The 13,532-nt window shown below is 64.6% G+C and carries 16 protein-coding genes; 5 read left to right on the top strand and 11 right to left on the bottom strand.

What is annotated here, in order from left to right; translation table 11 throughout:
- Window positions 1-18 precede the first annotated feature (18 nt).
- The 3 genes from G8O24_RS30460 to epmA are packed head-to-tail and all read right to left on the bottom strand — an operon-like array spanning window position 19 to window position 2,454.
- Window positions 19-270, bottom strand: a complete 252-nt coding sequence (locus G8O24_RS30460; protein WP_188105843.1) for a hypothetical protein — start codon at window positions 268-270, stop codon at window positions 19-21.
- A 40-nt stretch (window positions 271-310) separates the two neighbouring features.
- Window positions 311-1,405, bottom strand: coding sequence for a lysine-2,3-aminomutase-like protein (locus tag G8O24_RS30455; RefSeq protein WP_188105841.1), 1,095 nt, complete (start codon window positions 1,403-1,405; stop codon window positions 311-313).
- Entirely contained in the window at window positions 1,402-2,454 is a 1,053-nt protein-coding gene (gene epmA / locus G8O24_RS30450) for an EF-P lysine aminoacylase EpmA (protein WP_188105839.1), read from the bottom strand. Before epmA ends, G8O24_RS30455 begins: the two co-directional genes overlap by 4 nt.
- Window positions 2,455-2,616: 162 nt before the next feature.
- Here epmA and efp point away from each other — a divergent pair, with 162 nt between their 5' ends.
- The 3 genes from efp to G8O24_RS30435 all read left to right on the top strand — a co-directional run bounded on the left by efp (window position 2,617) and on the right by G8O24_RS30435 (window position 5,891).
- Window positions 2,617-3,183, top strand: a complete 567-nt coding sequence (gene efp, locus G8O24_RS30445) for an elongation factor P (RefSeq protein WP_188105837.1) — start codon at window positions 2,617-2,619, stop codon at window positions 3,181-3,183.
- Window positions 3,184-3,199: 16 nt separating this feature from the next.
- Entirely contained in the window at window positions 3,200-4,825 is a 1,626-nt protein-coding gene (locus tag G8O24_RS30440; RefSeq protein WP_188105836.1) for a M23 family peptidase, read from the top strand.
- 157 nt (window positions 4,826-4,982) lie between these two features.
- A complete protein-coding gene (locus G8O24_RS30435; RefSeq protein WP_188105834.1) occupies window positions 4,983-5,891 on the top strand; it encodes an amino acid ABC transporter substrate-binding protein in 909 nt (302 codons plus the stop codon).
- 57 nt (window positions 5,892-5,948) lie between these two features.
- Here G8O24_RS30435 and G8O24_RS30430 read toward each other — a convergent pair whose 3' ends face one another.
- A complete protein-coding gene (locus G8O24_RS30430; protein WP_188105832.1) occupies window positions 5,949-6,452 on the bottom strand; it encodes a cupin domain-containing protein in 504 nt (167 codons plus the stop codon).
- A gap of 20 nt (window positions 6,453-6,472) precedes the next feature.
- Window positions 6,473-6,952, bottom strand: a complete 480-nt coding sequence (locus G8O24_RS30425) for a carboxymuconolactone decarboxylase family protein (RefSeq protein ID WP_188105830.1) — start codon at window positions 6,950-6,952, stop codon at window positions 6,473-6,475.
- A gap of 54 nt (window positions 6,953-7,006) precedes the next feature.
- Here G8O24_RS30425 and G8O24_RS30420 point away from each other — a divergent pair, with 54 nt between their 5' ends.
- Window positions 7,007-7,531, top strand: a complete 525-nt coding sequence (locus tag G8O24_RS30420) for a MarR family winged helix-turn-helix transcriptional regulator (RefSeq protein ID WP_188105867.1) — start codon at window positions 7,007-7,009, stop codon at window positions 7,529-7,531.
- 6 nt (window positions 7,532-7,537) lie between these two features.
- Here G8O24_RS30420 and G8O24_RS30415 read toward each other — a convergent pair whose 3' ends face one another.
- The 3 genes from G8O24_RS30415 to G8O24_RS30405 all read right to left on the bottom strand — a co-directional run bounded on the left by G8O24_RS30415 (window position 7,538) and on the right by G8O24_RS30405 (window position 8,378).
- The gene (locus G8O24_RS30415; protein WP_188105828.1) at window positions 7,538-7,720 is read right to left on the bottom strand and encodes a hypothetical protein; all 183 of its coding nucleotides are present in this window, start codon (window positions 7,718-7,720) and stop codon (window positions 7,538-7,540) included.
- A gap of 86 nt (window positions 7,721-7,806) precedes the next feature.
- Window positions 7,807-8,058, bottom strand: coding sequence for a hypothetical protein (locus tag G8O24_RS30410; RefSeq protein WP_188105827.1), 252 nt, complete (start codon window positions 8,056-8,058; stop codon window positions 7,807-7,809).
- Between the two features lie 59 nt (window positions 8,059-8,117).
- Window positions 8,118-8,378, bottom strand: a complete 261-nt coding sequence (locus G8O24_RS30405) for a hypothetical protein (RefSeq protein WP_188105825.1) — start codon at window positions 8,376-8,378, stop codon at window positions 8,118-8,120.
- Between the two features lie 125 nt (window positions 8,379-8,503).
- On the opposite strand from G8O24_RS30405, the gene G8O24_RS30400 reads away from it, so the two are divergent.
- Entirely contained in the window at window positions 8,504-9,736 is a 1,233-nt protein-coding gene (locus tag G8O24_RS30400) for a lytic murein transglycosylase (protein WP_188105823.1), read from the top strand.
- A 12-nt stretch (window positions 9,737-9,748) separates the two neighbouring features.
- Here the strand turns inward: G8O24_RS30400 and G8O24_RS30395 are convergent, their stop codons facing one another.
- From G8O24_RS30395 to recJ, 3 genes are all read right to left on the bottom strand, one after another.
- Window positions 9,749-10,540 (bottom strand): aldolase, encoded by a 792-nt coding sequence (locus tag G8O24_RS30395; RefSeq protein ID WP_188105821.1) that lies wholly within the window; start codon window positions 10,538-10,540, stop codon window positions 9,749-9,751.
- A 96-nt stretch (window positions 10,541-10,636) separates the two neighbouring features.
- Window positions 10,637-11,446, bottom strand: coding sequence for an SDR family NAD(P)-dependent oxidoreductase (locus tag G8O24_RS30390; protein WP_188105820.1), 810 nt, complete (start codon window positions 11,444-11,446; stop codon window positions 10,637-10,639).
- 101 nt (window positions 11,447-11,547) lie between these two features.
- Window positions 11,548-13,389 (bottom strand): single-stranded-DNA-specific exonuclease RecJ, encoded by a 1,842-nt coding sequence (gene recJ, locus G8O24_RS30385; RefSeq protein WP_188105818.1) that lies wholly within the window; start codon window positions 13,387-13,389, stop codon window positions 11,548-11,550.
- Window positions 13,390-13,532 lie beyond the last annotated feature (143 nt).

Here is a 13,532-nt window from a genome sequence, read left to right as displayed (position 1 = left end):
GCCCGCCGCAGTGAAGGCTCAGCAACCGCGGCAGATGCTCTTGATCTTCTTGTCGAGCAGAGCGTCTTCCTTGTTCACGGGATTGTTCGGATCGCTCAGATTCTTTTCGCTCGGCACGTCACCTGCGCGCGGCTGGCGATGGCCGACGGGCGCCTGCGGCAGAGATCCTGAGCTTGCGCCACCTGACGTCGATCCCTTGGTACCGGTCTGCGCGACCGCGGCGCCACCGAGCAAGACAACGAGCGACGCTGCCACCATGAGCTTCTTCATATCCGATCCTCCATTCCTCAAACCGGCGTCCCCTGACCGCTCACGTCTCGGGCGGATAAAGATGAACGTCGCCGCAATAGTCGACAATACGATAGCGCGTTTCTGTCTTCGCATCACGCGCATCGGCTGCGGTATTTTGCTCCGCCAATACATAATTCGGTCCGACCGGCGACTTGCCGGCGCCGCCGGGAATGTCGATCACGTATTCCGGTTGACATAGTCCTGACACCCGCCCACGCAGCTCACGCATCAAGTCCTGCCCCTGCACCAATGTGGTGCGCAGATGCGCCGTCCCCGGTGCGAGATCGCCATGGTGCAGATAGTACGGCTTGATCCGGCACTCAACGAAAGCCCGCATCAAATCCGACAGAGCAGCGACATTGTCATTGATCCCGCGCAAGAGCACCGACTGGCTCACCATGGGAATGCCGGCATCGACCAGCTTCGCGCAGGCGGCGCGGGCCGGTCCCGTCAGCTCGCGTGCATGGTTGGCATGCAGTGCGACCCAGGTCGTGGCGCCTTCGACCTTCAGCGCCGCGACCATCTCGTCGCTGATGCGCGCAGGATCAGCCACCGGCACGCGGGTGTGAAGACGGATGATTTTGACGTGATCGATCGCGGCGAGATCGGCCATGATCTCGCTCATTCGGCGCGGCGATAGCATCAAGGGATCGCCGCCGGTCAGAATCACCTCCCAGATCTCGCCATGCGCACGGATGTAGTCGATCGCGGCACGATAGGCGCCGTCGGAGAGCGCGTTCTCCTTGCCGGGACCGACCATCTCGCGGCGGAAACAGAAACGGCAGTAGACCGCGCAGACGTGAACGAGCTTGAACAGCACCCGGTCGGGATAGCGGTGCACGATGCCCGTCACCGGCGAATGCGGATGATCACCGATCGGATCGGCATTCTCGCCCGGCCGCATCTCGAGCTCCGCGGCCGTCGGAACGAACTGGCGCGCGATGGGATCGTCGGGATCGGAGCTATCGATCAGCTCGACCAGCGCCGGCGTGATCGCGACCGCGTAGCGCGCGGCGACCCGCTCAAGCGCCGGCAGCGCCGTAGCAGGCGCGAGGTCCGCCGCGACAAGTTCGGCCGGCTCGCGTAACGTCCGTGCAAGATTGGTCTTCGTCATGTCTCACCCGCAGGCGGTGTCCACACCACCTGATCAATCCGTGTTGCACCGCTCGCCAGCATCACCAGGCGGTCGAACCCGAGGGCAACGCCGCTCGCGTCAGGCATCTGGGCGACAGCAGCCAAAAAATCTTCGTCCAGCGGATAGGCCTCGCCGTAGCGGCGCTGCTTCTCCGCCATGGATTCGGTGAAGCGCTTGCGCTGCTCCGCGGCGTCGGTCAATTCGCCAAAGCCGTTGGCGAGCTCGACGCCGCAGGCATAGACCTCGAAGCGCTCCGCGACCCTGGGATCGTCGGCCTTCACCCGCGCCAGCGCCGCCTCGGGAGATGGGTATTCGAACAGAATGGTCAAACGTCCCTGCCCCAGATGCGGCTCCACGTGCTCGACCAGGACCTTGCTGAAGATGTCCGACCAGGTGTCGTCCTCGGCCACGCGAACCTTGCCAGCGGCCGCCCGGGCGAGCGCGGCACGGTTACCCTCGGCGCCCGCGATTGTCGACAGCAGGTCGATCCCCGCGTGGCGCTCGAAGGCGCCTGCCACGGTCAGCAGCTCCGGCTCAGCGAAAGGGTCGGCGGTCCGGCCCCGGAAGGCAAAGGTCCCGATTCCCGTCGCCTGCGCAGCGCGGGCAATGACCACAACCGTATCAGCCATGATGGCGTCGTAGGGGGCACCGGCCCGATACCATTCCAGCATGGTGAATTCGGGCAGATGCAGGTCGCCGCGTTCGCGGTCACGGAACACCCGGGCAAATTCGAAAATCTGCTCCTCGCCGGCGGCCAGCAGCTTCTTGCAGGCGAATTCGGGCGAAGTCCGCAAATATCGGCTGGCCCGGCTGCCATCGGGCCGGATGATCTCGGTCCGGGGGGCATGCAGGTGGGTCTCGTTGCCCGGGGAGACCTGGAGAATGGAGGTTTCGACCTCGACAAAGCCCTGCTCGGCGAAAAAGCCCCGTAAGGCTCCGGTAATGGCCCCCCTCGCCTGGAGGAACGGCCGCCGGTCGAGATGCCGGCTGGGTGTCCAGAACGGCGAAATCGGCTTGTCCCCAGCCATTAACCGACCGCCCCGCAGGTCAGCAAAGTGCTGGCATCCAACGGCAAAATCAGTATGTTGCGGCCCGAAACGGGCGCCGAGGTCCGATTTGAGGCCCCAAGTCCCCCATCGATTTGACCACGTCCTGGCCGGAGCCGGGCCAAGCAAGCAGGAAATATAGCTTTGAGAGTCATCGCCAGTTCTATTCGCAAGGGCAACGTGATCGAGCAAGACGGCAAGCTTTATGTCGTCGTGAGCGCCGAGAACATCCATCCCGGCAAGGGCACGCCGGTCAGCCAGATCGAAATGCGCCGAATCTCGGACGGGGTAAAGATCTCCGAGCGCTACAAGACCACCGACCAGGTCGAAAAGGCCACGATCGAAGAGCGCAACTACACCTTCCTGTATGAAGATGGCGACGGCTTCCACTTCATGAACCCCGAGACCTACGATCAGGTCCAGGTCCCCAAGGACGTCGTCGGCGACGCCGCCGCCTATCTTCAGCCGGACATGACCGTCAAGCTGTCGTTGCACGACGTCAACGTTGTCTCGCTCGCGCTGCCGCAGCGCGTGACGCTGGAAGTCGTCGAGACCGAGCCGGTGACCAAGGGCCAGACCGCCTCGTCGTCCTACAAGCCCGCGGTGCTCTCCAACGGCGTCCGCACGACCGTGCCGCCGCACATCTCGGTCGGCACCCGCATCGTGGTGATGACCGAAGACGGCTCCTACTCCGAGCGCGCAAAGGACTAAGCGAGGATCGAAACAAGTGCCGCCGGGGGGCGAGACAGTGGTTGGGAAGAGTTTCCGCTTCGTCTCGCTGCTTCTGGCGTCGCTCTCGCTCCTCACCGCCACGCCGGGCACCGCGGACGAGATCCGCAGCCCGTCGCTCACGGCCCTGCGCGTCGATTGGCGCGCGGCGCTTGACCAGTTCCGCACCGAGATCAACAGCCGACCACTGATCGCGGGCGATTTCATCTTCGTGCCGCGACGTTCGGTCTCGCGCTACGACCCTCGCGCCACGCCTGCGCTGGTGCAGCTCAACGCGGTCTCCTCGCAATTCTTCACCGGCATTGCCCGCAGCTCGGTTCCCGTGCTGCTGCCGTTCGATGCGGTCGCCTATCTCGAGGCGCAGCGCAACGGCGCGCCGGGCACGCCACTCGCGCTGTCGCGCTACCAGGCTGATTTCAATCCCGTCGACATGTTCGACGCCGGCCCTGCCGGCTACAGTGCGACGTTCTCACTCGAGCCCGGCGCCGGCGAGGGCATGCCCTCACGCACCTTCGCAAAGCCGGTCGAGGTCCAGATCACCGGCTCGGCGCTCGTTTACGACATCGCCGATCCCGCCAGCGGCAAGGGCGAGCCGGTCAAACCGCTTGCTACCATCTTTCCGGACCTGCGCAAGTTCATCCGCGAAGGCTATGTGCGCTACGCCTTCACGCGGTTCGGCGTCGCCTATGTGGTGTCGATCCCGTGCCTGGACAGCATCGCAAAGCCGCGGCGGCTTGCCTGTAAGGAGGCCTATCCCGTCGCCGAGCGATTCCTGAAGGCGCTGCGCGTCGCCGGCGGACAGCGCATGCGGCCCCTGATGGACGTTGCGTCCTACGTGACCGAACGTCCCGTCCCACGTTCGACGGATTTCAGCTACCGCCCAAGCGGCGACATCATCCCGAACACCGGCTATCGCAAACAGGGCGGCCATCCTGATGCGATGGCCTACGCACAGATCCGCTTCCCGCTCGAGAAGGCGCCGGCCTTCGTGCATTCGCAATCCTACGCCAAGCGCGACAAGGACGACGGGCCGACCGCCTATCCCTGGCGCGACAATTTCTGCGAGTCGCGCAGCTTCGAGGTCTGGCAGTGCGGTGGCGGCTACGGCCACCAGGGCGAGGACATCCGCGCCGCCAATTGCCCCTCGTCCGACGACAGCCACGAACCCTGCGATCCCAAGCAACGCGGGGTCGTTGCCGTGCGCGACGCCGTGGTGATCCGTGCGCCCAAGGACCAGGCGGTCACCCTCGAAGTGAACAGCCGCACCGAGCGCATCCGCTTCCGCTACATGCACATGAACCCGCAGGCCCTGAACGCCGACGGGGTGCTCAATGGCCGCATCGTCAGCGAAGGCGAAAAGATAGGCGTGATCTCCAATTTTCTTGACCATCCCGCGGGCACGTCGATGCATCTCCATTTCGACATCCAGGTGTTCACGCGCGATGGCTGGATCTGGGTCAGCCCCTACGTCACGCTGGTCTCGGCCTATGAGCGCCTGATCCGCGCCCGCGGCCGCGAGATCGGCCCGGAGATCGCAGGCACCCCGCAGCCTGTCGCACACGCGGCGCCCGAGGACGTGGTGAAGCCCGATCTGCGCGAGGGGACCAGCAGCGAGGAAAACTGATCCGCGGCCCGCGCCGCCAGCGGCTCCCCTTCGACCTTCGATTACAGCCAAATGACAGCGCTTCGGGTCTGGCTGGCCCTGGTCCGCCCAAGGCCTGACCTTCACTGGCCCCGGAATTGCTTTGCTTCCGGCAGGCAATCAGGATGAAGGGAAACACATGCGTCGTCTCACAATTGCGGCCGTTCTGGCGACAGCGCTCATCGTGCCGCTTCATGCGCAGGAATTGAGTGGCACGCTGAAAAAGATCAAGGATTCCGGCGCCATCACCCTCGGGATACGCGACAGCGCCGTGCCCTTCAGCTACATCGACGACAAGCAGAAGATCGTCGGCTACGCCGTCGACATTTGCATGAAGATCGTCGACGAGATCAAAACCGAGCTCAAGCTGGACAAGCTCGAAGTCAATGAGACGATCGTCACCTCATCCACCCGCATTCCGCTAATGGCGAACGGCACCGTCGATCTTGAATGCGGATCGACCACCAACAACGCCGACCGCCAGAAGCAGGTGTGGTTCACCAACACCCATTTCCTCACGGCGAGCCGTTTCGTGTCCAAGAAAGCGCTGAAGCTCGACCAGGTCGATGACCTCAAGGGCAAAGCCGTCGTCTCGGTCGCCGGCACGACCAACATCAACCAGCTCACCAAGGCCAATGTGGCCCGATCGCTCGGCATCACCATTATGAGCGCCAAGGATGTCCCAGAGGCTTTCCTGATGGTCGAAACCGACCGCGCGCAGGCCTTCGTCATGGATGACATCCAGCTTGCGGCCATGATCGCTTCCTCGAAGGATCCGTCGCTCTACGCCATCAGCAACGGCGCGTTCTCCGATCCGGAACCCTATGGCATCATGCTGCGCAAGGATGACACGCCCTTTAAAACGGTGGTGGATCGGGCGACCGCCAAGCTCTACCAAAGCCCCGAGATCGAAAAGATCTACAACAAATGGTTCAACGAGCCAGTGCCACCACGCGGCCTGAACTTCCACGTTCCAATGCCGGCCGCGCTGAAGAAGTCGTTCGAGCACCCGTCTGACAATCCCGATCCCGCCTCATACGCGGGCTGAGGGCAAATTGGGCTGCGTGGCTCCGGGTGAAGCATTAGGCATCATCCGAGCTGCGGATCAGTCCAGATATGTCGTCAGCGGCGCGCCCTCATCGGCTACGAACACGGCGATCAGTTCAGCCGGCTCCGCGATGCTGGCATTGGCCGAGACCAGATGCGTGGCGCCCGGCGGTTCGAAGAAGGACTGGCCGACGCCAAACGTCTCGACCGAACCGCCTCCAAGCTGCGAGCGGATCTCGCCCTTGGTAATATAAGCGGTCACCGAGCCGGCATGGCGGTGCGGCCGCGAAAACCCGCCCGGACCGTAGAATACGCGCACGATGGTGACACGCTTTCCCGGAACGTTGGGCAACGCGTAGGACCCGATCGGCTCCACCTTGTCGAGCGGCGAGCTCTCCGTCGCGGCGGCGCAGAGCGGCGCGAGTGCGCCCGATACCGTATCCATCGTGACCGGCAGTACTCTGCCAATCGCGAGCGCACAGGCAAGCCCGCCGACCACCGCCAGCCCCATCGAACGCAATGGCACGGGACGGTGCATGGTGGCCAGGTTCAGTGCAGTCATGACAACCTCCCCTCGCTCATTCAGGACGCCGCGGCATTAGCCGCGATCGGCCGCTTCGCTGGCGTCCATTGAAAGGCGGCGCCAAACCGGTTCCAGACATTGATCGACGCAATTGCCGATGTCAGGTACATCAGTTCGGTCTCGGAGAACTCGCGCTGCACTTCGGCATATACCTCGTCGCCAAAGCCGCCGGGCAGCAGGGTCAGAGCCTCGGCCCAAGCCAGCGCAGCGCGCTCGCGCGCCGAATAGATCGGCGCCTCGCGCCAGACGGCGACGAGATGCAGCTTGTCGACCGGCACCCCAAGCCGCTCCGAGAGCAGGACATGATGCTGCACGCAGAAGGCGCAGCCGTTGATCTGCGAGGCACGCAGCTTCACGAGCTCGAGCAGCTGCTTGTCGAGCCCGGCCTTGGCCGCGACCTGGCCCAGAGCCAGCACCAGATCATACGCATCCGGCGCAGTTCTCTTGAAATCCTCATATTCGCTGCGGGCGTGTGACATTGCCGTTCACCTCGTGCTATTATAAGACCGCTTACATATTATAAGGGCTCTTATATCATGCGCAAGCCGGCCGGCATCACGAAATCGAAACCGGCGCAGAGGGCCTCCAGTGGGGGCGCTGCGGTGCACGTCCCCGCCCCCGGCGAGGGCAAGCGAGGCGAGCAAGGCTATCTCGGCTATCTTCTGCGTCAGGCCCACGCCGCGGTCCGGCTAAAGATGGAACGCTCGCTGGCCGATCTCGGCGTAACCTCGCCGCAATTCGCCGTACTGACCATGCTGAATGCCTATCCGGGACTGTCAGGGGCCGACGTTGCCCGCCTCACCTTCCTGACGCCGCAGACCGTCGGCGTGATCATCCGCAACCTCGAGCGCGACGGTGCGATCGTGATGACGCCGCATCCCGTCCACGGCCGCATCCAGCAATGGACGCTGACGCCGCGCGGATCGACACTGCTGAAGGCCTGCAGGGAACGCGTGATCGAGTTGGAGAAGCGGCTGGCCAGTGGCCTCGATGCCAAGGCGGAGGCAAGCATTCGCCGCTGGCTCGCCAATGTCGCGAGGGAGTTGCAAGAGGACTAGGCAGAGTTAATCGCCGCCTCCTCCGTCGCCGCCATCGCACCCGCTGGCATCGAAGAAGTCGCCGCCCGCGGAGCCGTCACCCTGAATGCCGCGGCCAAAGTTCTCTGCGATGATCCCCAGGACCACCACGAGCAGCCCGGCGCCAAACGGCCAGGGATTGGCTCGGATGATATCGAACAGCTCGCGCATCGGCGCATTCTGCCCAGACGTAAGCAAACCGAGCGTAAAGCGACGCGCTCAAAAATGTGGATATCCCGCCCCGGCGCCGATGCGGCCTACTCGCCTTTCAACACTTTCTTAACTTCGCCGTCGGACCAGCTTTCGCCCGCGGCGATCACGCGGACGCGGCTATGATCGGTGCCGTTGACCAGCACATGTGAACTCACGCGGCTGCTGCTCGGCTCCAGGTGCAAGTTTGTTTCCGGTTTCCAGCTCAGTGTCGTCGCGAGATCGCCGGGGAAAATCTGCCAACACGATCCGTCGTCGAGTTCGACGATATGGCTTTCCGCATGCGCATGTATCTTCATTCCACCCCAAAGTCTCGTTGAAGAGGTTGGCCCCGGCGATCGGCCGGGGCCCTGCGCCGTCAATCGTTGTCGTGATGAATCACGGTCTTGCTACGGTTGCCGAACTCATCTTCCTTCTTGATGACAGTGGTGCGATCGGCGGGCTCTCGCTCCTTGATGACGGTGGTCCGATCACGATCGCGATCGCGGTCACGATATTCGTGGGACTCGCCGACCGTCACACCTGCGCCGACCGGCCCAACGTGAACGCCGACGTCATCCGCGAACGCAGGAGCCGCGATGGCCGTCACCATGGCGGCGGCAAACAGATATTTCCTCATCATGTCCTCCTCAATTGTGGTGCGAAAGGAATGCGGGAATGCGACATTTTGTTCCGGGGGAACGCGCTATTCCCGGCGTTCTGGAACCGGCTCGCAGGAGCTCGGTTTCCCGCTACAATGGCGCCATGAAACAAGCTGATTCCTCGACCATTCGCATCGCCCGCCGCGCCCTGCTCAGATCCGCATTCGGCGCAGCCACGCTGATCGCAACTCCGGCGCACGTCCTTGCCTCGCCCCCGGGCTTCGACGAATGGCGCGAAGAATTTCGCGCGCGCGCCATGGCGAAGGGCATTACGCCCGCGACCTGGCAGCGCGCGATGGCGCGGGTCGAGCCCGACATGAGCGTGTTCAAGCAGATGCGCAACCAACCGGAGTTTCACGAGCAGGTCTGGCAATACATCAACCGCCGCGTCTCCGATTGGCGCATCATCAACGGCAAGATCGCGCTCAAGAACAATGAAGCGTTGTTCGCGCGCATCGAGCGCGATTTCGGCGTCGAGCGCGGCACATTGCTGGCGCTGTGGGGCGTCGAATCCGCTTACGGTGATCCGCTGGTGCAACAGAACCACATGACGCCGGTGTTTCCCTCGCTCGCCGCGCTGGCCTGGAACGAGCCGCGGCGAAAGGCCTATTGGGAGGCCGAGCTGATCAATGCGCTGCGCATTGTCGACAAGGGCTGGAGCACGCCCGAGGAAATGCGTGGCTCATGGGCCGGTGCGATGGGGAATTCGCAATGGATGCCGGAGGTCTGGCTCAATGTCGGCATCGACTATGACGGCGACGGCAAAGTCTCGCCGTTCGGCAAGCCCGACGACGCGCTGGGATCGACCGCAAAATATCTCGTCAATCGCGGCAAGTGGCGCCGCGGCGAGCATTGGGGCTATGAGGTGCGGGCGTCCAGCGAGATGAGCGGCAGCCGCACCTATGCGGCGTGGCAGGCGGCAGGCGTCGCCCGCGTCGATGGCCAGCCGTTTCCACAGCCGAGTGCCTCCGCGCAGATGTGGACGCCTGTTGCGGGCGGACCAACGTTCCTGCTGGGGCCCAACTTCTACTCGGTGAAGAGCTACAACCCTTCCATGAACTATGCGCTGGCGATCTGCCATCTTGGCGATCGTTGCCTGGGCGCGCCGCCCTTTATCCAGCCCTTCCCTGGGTCTGAGCGCATCTTGACGCTCGCCGAGGTGCAGGAGATGCAGACTCGGCTGACCAAGGCCGGTTTCGATACCGGCGGCACCGACGGCCGCGTCGGCAACGACACGATGAAGGCGATCAAGGATTTTCAGCTGCGTGCCGGCATCACGCCCGCCGATGGGTATGGCGGGCTGAAGGTGCTGGCGAAGCTGCGGCAAGGACTGTAGTCGTAGACGGCCTCAGTGCCGGTACTGCGGCTCTTCGGCGTCGAGCTGCCGACGGATTGCAGCGAGATGGAGCCGTGCGGATTCGGAATCGCCTTCGCGCATCTGCTTGTAGGTCGCGGCCGCAATCGCGGGATCGACCGGCAGCACCTTGCGCCCGGTCGACATCGCCAGCACCTGCACCTCGGCGGCGCGTTCGAGGTAATAGAGATCGTCCCAGGCTTCCGCAATGGTCGGCGCCAGCACCATCACGCCGTGATGCTTCATGAAGATGATATCGGCGTCACCTACGGCGGACGCGATGCGCGCGCCCTCGCGGCTGTCGAGCGCGAGGCCGTTGTAGTCACGGTCGACCGCCGTGCGGCCGTAAAATTTCAGCGCGGTCTGGCCGGCCCAGATCAACGGATCGCCCTCGGTCATCGACAAGGCGGTGGCATAGGGCATGTGGGTGTGGAAGGCGACCTTGGCGCGCGGCAAGCGCTTGTGCATCTCGGCGTGGATGTAGAACGCCGTCGCCTCGGGCTCACCGTCACCGTCGAGCACATGGCCGTGGAAATCGCAGATCAGGAGCTTTGACGCCGTCAGCTCGCGGAAGGCATAGCCGTAGGGGTTGACCAGGAAGAGATCGTCATGGCCAGGCACGACAGCCGAGAAATGGTTGCAGATGCCCTCCTCGAAGCCGTTGCGTGCAGCCATGCGGAAGCAAGCGGCAAGGTCCTCGCGCGCGGTGCGGATCGCATCGGTCGCAAGATCCGGCCGGTTCGAGCGGACCGGTGCGGGTGAGGAAGCGTGAAGGCTGTGCGCCATGGCGAAGGAGACCTCTTTCGGGCAATAGACGACTGCGTTCTACAGGGCCCACGCCCGCGCGTCAGCCCCTGCGACCGCCGCCCTGCCCTGCGCGTCTCACGCCCGCCGCGGCACCCCGCCGGCATTCATGCCACCATCGATGACGAGCTCACTGCCGGTAACATAGCGCGAGGCGTCCGAGGCCAGATACAACACGCCCGAGGCAATCTCCGCGGCCTGGCCGGCGCGGCCGAGCGGCGTTGCGACCTTGGCACGCTCCTCTGGATCGATCGGCGCGTTCTGGCCTGCGCCGGCAGCACCGGTCGGGATCTTGCCCCAGATCGGCGTGTCGATGATCCCTGGGTGGACGGAGTTGACGCGAATACCGTCGCCGGCCGCGGCGCACTCCATCGCGATCGATTTCGCGAACAGCCGCACGCCGCCTTTGGTCGCCGAATAGGCCGAGAGCCCCGGCGCGCCGCGCAGTCCCGCGAGCGAGGACATCATGACGATCGAGCCGCCGCCATGCTGGCGCATCAAGGGCAGGCAATGCTTGACCGAGAGAAAGACGCCGTCGAGATTGATCGCGTTCTGCTTGCGCCAATCAGAGAGCGACATGTCGACGATCGAAGGCACGGCAATGCCGATGCCGGCGTTGGAAACCAGGATGTCGAGGCGGCCGTATCGCTTGGCGATCTCGGCTGTGATCTCGATCCAGCGCTCCTCGCTGGTGACGTCCTGCTCGAGAAAGATTGCCTTGCCGCCAGCCTTCGTTACGCGCTTGGCGAGTTCGGGCCCGCGCAGCTCATCGATATCGGTGATGACGACCGCCGCGCCTTCGCGCGCAAATAATTCGACGATCGCCTCGCCAATTCCGGAGGCGCCGCCCGTCACCAGTGCGACCTTGCCCTCAACCTGCCCTGCCATGTTCACTCCCTTTCTTTTTGTTGTTTGAGTTTCTTGTCTGAGACGATTCTTTTGCGCATGATCTTGTCGGAAAACCGCTGCGCACTTTTCCGGATCATGCGCTACCTAATCACGGAAGGCCCCTGATCCGGAAGTGCGATATCGATGACCCGAAACTGCACGCGCTCGGCGCCCTGGTAGCGATCGACCGACAGCGATCCCGCGACATGGAGTTGCTGGCCGCGATTGGCGAGAAGCGCATTGCCGAGCTTTTGCCCGACCGAACGGAACGCGATGCCGTTGACGATGGCGCCGTCGCCGGACTTGAAGCGCAGGCGCAAATGCGCCTGCCCGACCTCGTCGGCAAACACCAGCTGATGTGCCGGCAGCGCCAGCACGGGCTCCGGATTGCCGCTGCCGAAGGGCCCTGCGCGATTGAGCGTGGTCGCAAGCTCCGTCGTCACCGCGCGCGCCGAGACCGCGCCGTCGATATAAAGTTCGTTGACGTGGCGCGCCTCGGCGACGTCCTGTGCCAGCGCGTTCTCCAGATACGCGCGGAATTCGGCGAGCTTCTCCTTCCGCAGCGTAACGCCCGCCGCCATGGCATGGCCGCCGCCCTTGAGCAGAACGCCATCAGCGACCGCCTGCCGCACCGCCTTGCCGAGATCGACGCCGGCGATCGAGCGGCCCGAGCCGGTGCCGATGCCGCCGGGCTCGAGCGCAATCGCGAAAGCCGGCCGCGAAAACTTCTCCTTCAGGCGGGAGGCGACGAGGCCGACCACGCCGGGATGCCAGCCTTCGGACGCGGTGACGATGACGCTGAGCTTGTCCTCGAGACCGATCGAGGCCAGCGCCTCGGCTTCGGCCTGCGCTTCGGCCGCCTGCTCGATCACACGGCGCTCGCTGTTGAGGCGATCGAGCTCGGCAGCGATCCGCGCGGCCTCGACGCTGTCGCCTTCCAGCAAGAGCCGCACGCCGAGATCGGCGCGGCCGATGCGGCCGCCGGCGTTGACGCGCGGGCCCAGCATGAATCCGAGATGCCAGGCCTCCGGCGGGCCATTGAGCCGCGCCACGTCCATCAGCGCGGTGTGGCCGACATGGTCGCGCCGCCGCATCGCGATAAGCCCTTTCGCGACGAAGGCACGGTTCAGGCCGATCAATGGCGCGACGTCCGCGACCGTGCCGAGCGCGACGTGATGCAGCATGCCGAGCAGATCGGGCTCGGGCATCTCCGCGCTCCAGAACCCGCGCTGGCGCAGCTCCCTGTTGACCGCGACCAGCGTCACCAGCACGAGGCCGACGGCCGCAAGGTGGCCGAGGCCCGAGAGATCGTCGAGCCGGTTCGGATTGACCAGCGCATCGACCTCGGGGAGCACATCGCCGGCCTGGTGATGGTCGATCACGACCACGGACTGGCCGAGCCGTTTCGCCTCCGCCAGCGGCTCGATGCTGGTGGTGCCGCAATCGACGGTGACGAGCAGCGTGGCGCCCTTGGCCGAAAGTCCGCGCACGGCTTCGACGTTGGGGCCATAGCCCTCGAAGATGCGGTCGGGAATATGGATCAGCGGATCGAGCCCGCAATGGCGCAAGTGCCAGGCCAGCAGCGCTGCCGAGGTCGCGCCGTCGACATCGTAGTCGCCGAAGATCGCAACCTGTTCGCCCTTCTCCGCCGCATCCGCGATGCGCTTGGCGGCGGCTTCCATCTCCGTCACCGTGAACGGATCGGGCATCAGCTTCCGGATGGTCGGATCGAGGAAGTCGGGCACGGCGTCGATATCGACGCCGCGGCCGGCCAGCACCCGCGCCAGCAATTCCGGCAGCTGGTGGCGTTGCACAATGGCGAGCGCCGTGGCGGCACCGCGGGCATCAAGCCGGCTCCGCCAGAGCTTGTCGGTGAGCGAACGCGCCACGCCCAGGAACGCCTGGGGCATTTCGACGGGTAAGGCGGTGGCGGGCGGCGTCATGATGCGGGGGGTTCGAGTGGGCCGAGCATAGTCGGCGGCGGATTGGCCGCGTCCGACCGGGGGATTCGGCGGCAATCCACGGCCATTTGCAATGTCAGCGGCCCACAAAGCGGTGGATTGCTGACATGCCCTGCCGACTGGCT

Source organism: Bradyrhizobium campsiandrae, from assembly GCF_014529705.1.
GTDB lineage: Bacteria > Pseudomonadota > Alphaproteobacteria > Rhizobiales > Xanthobacteraceae > Bradyrhizobium > Bradyrhizobium campsiandrae.
The sequence above is the reverse complement of the archived record's forward strand: the minus strand, read 5'-3'. Positions and strand labels throughout refer to the sequence as shown.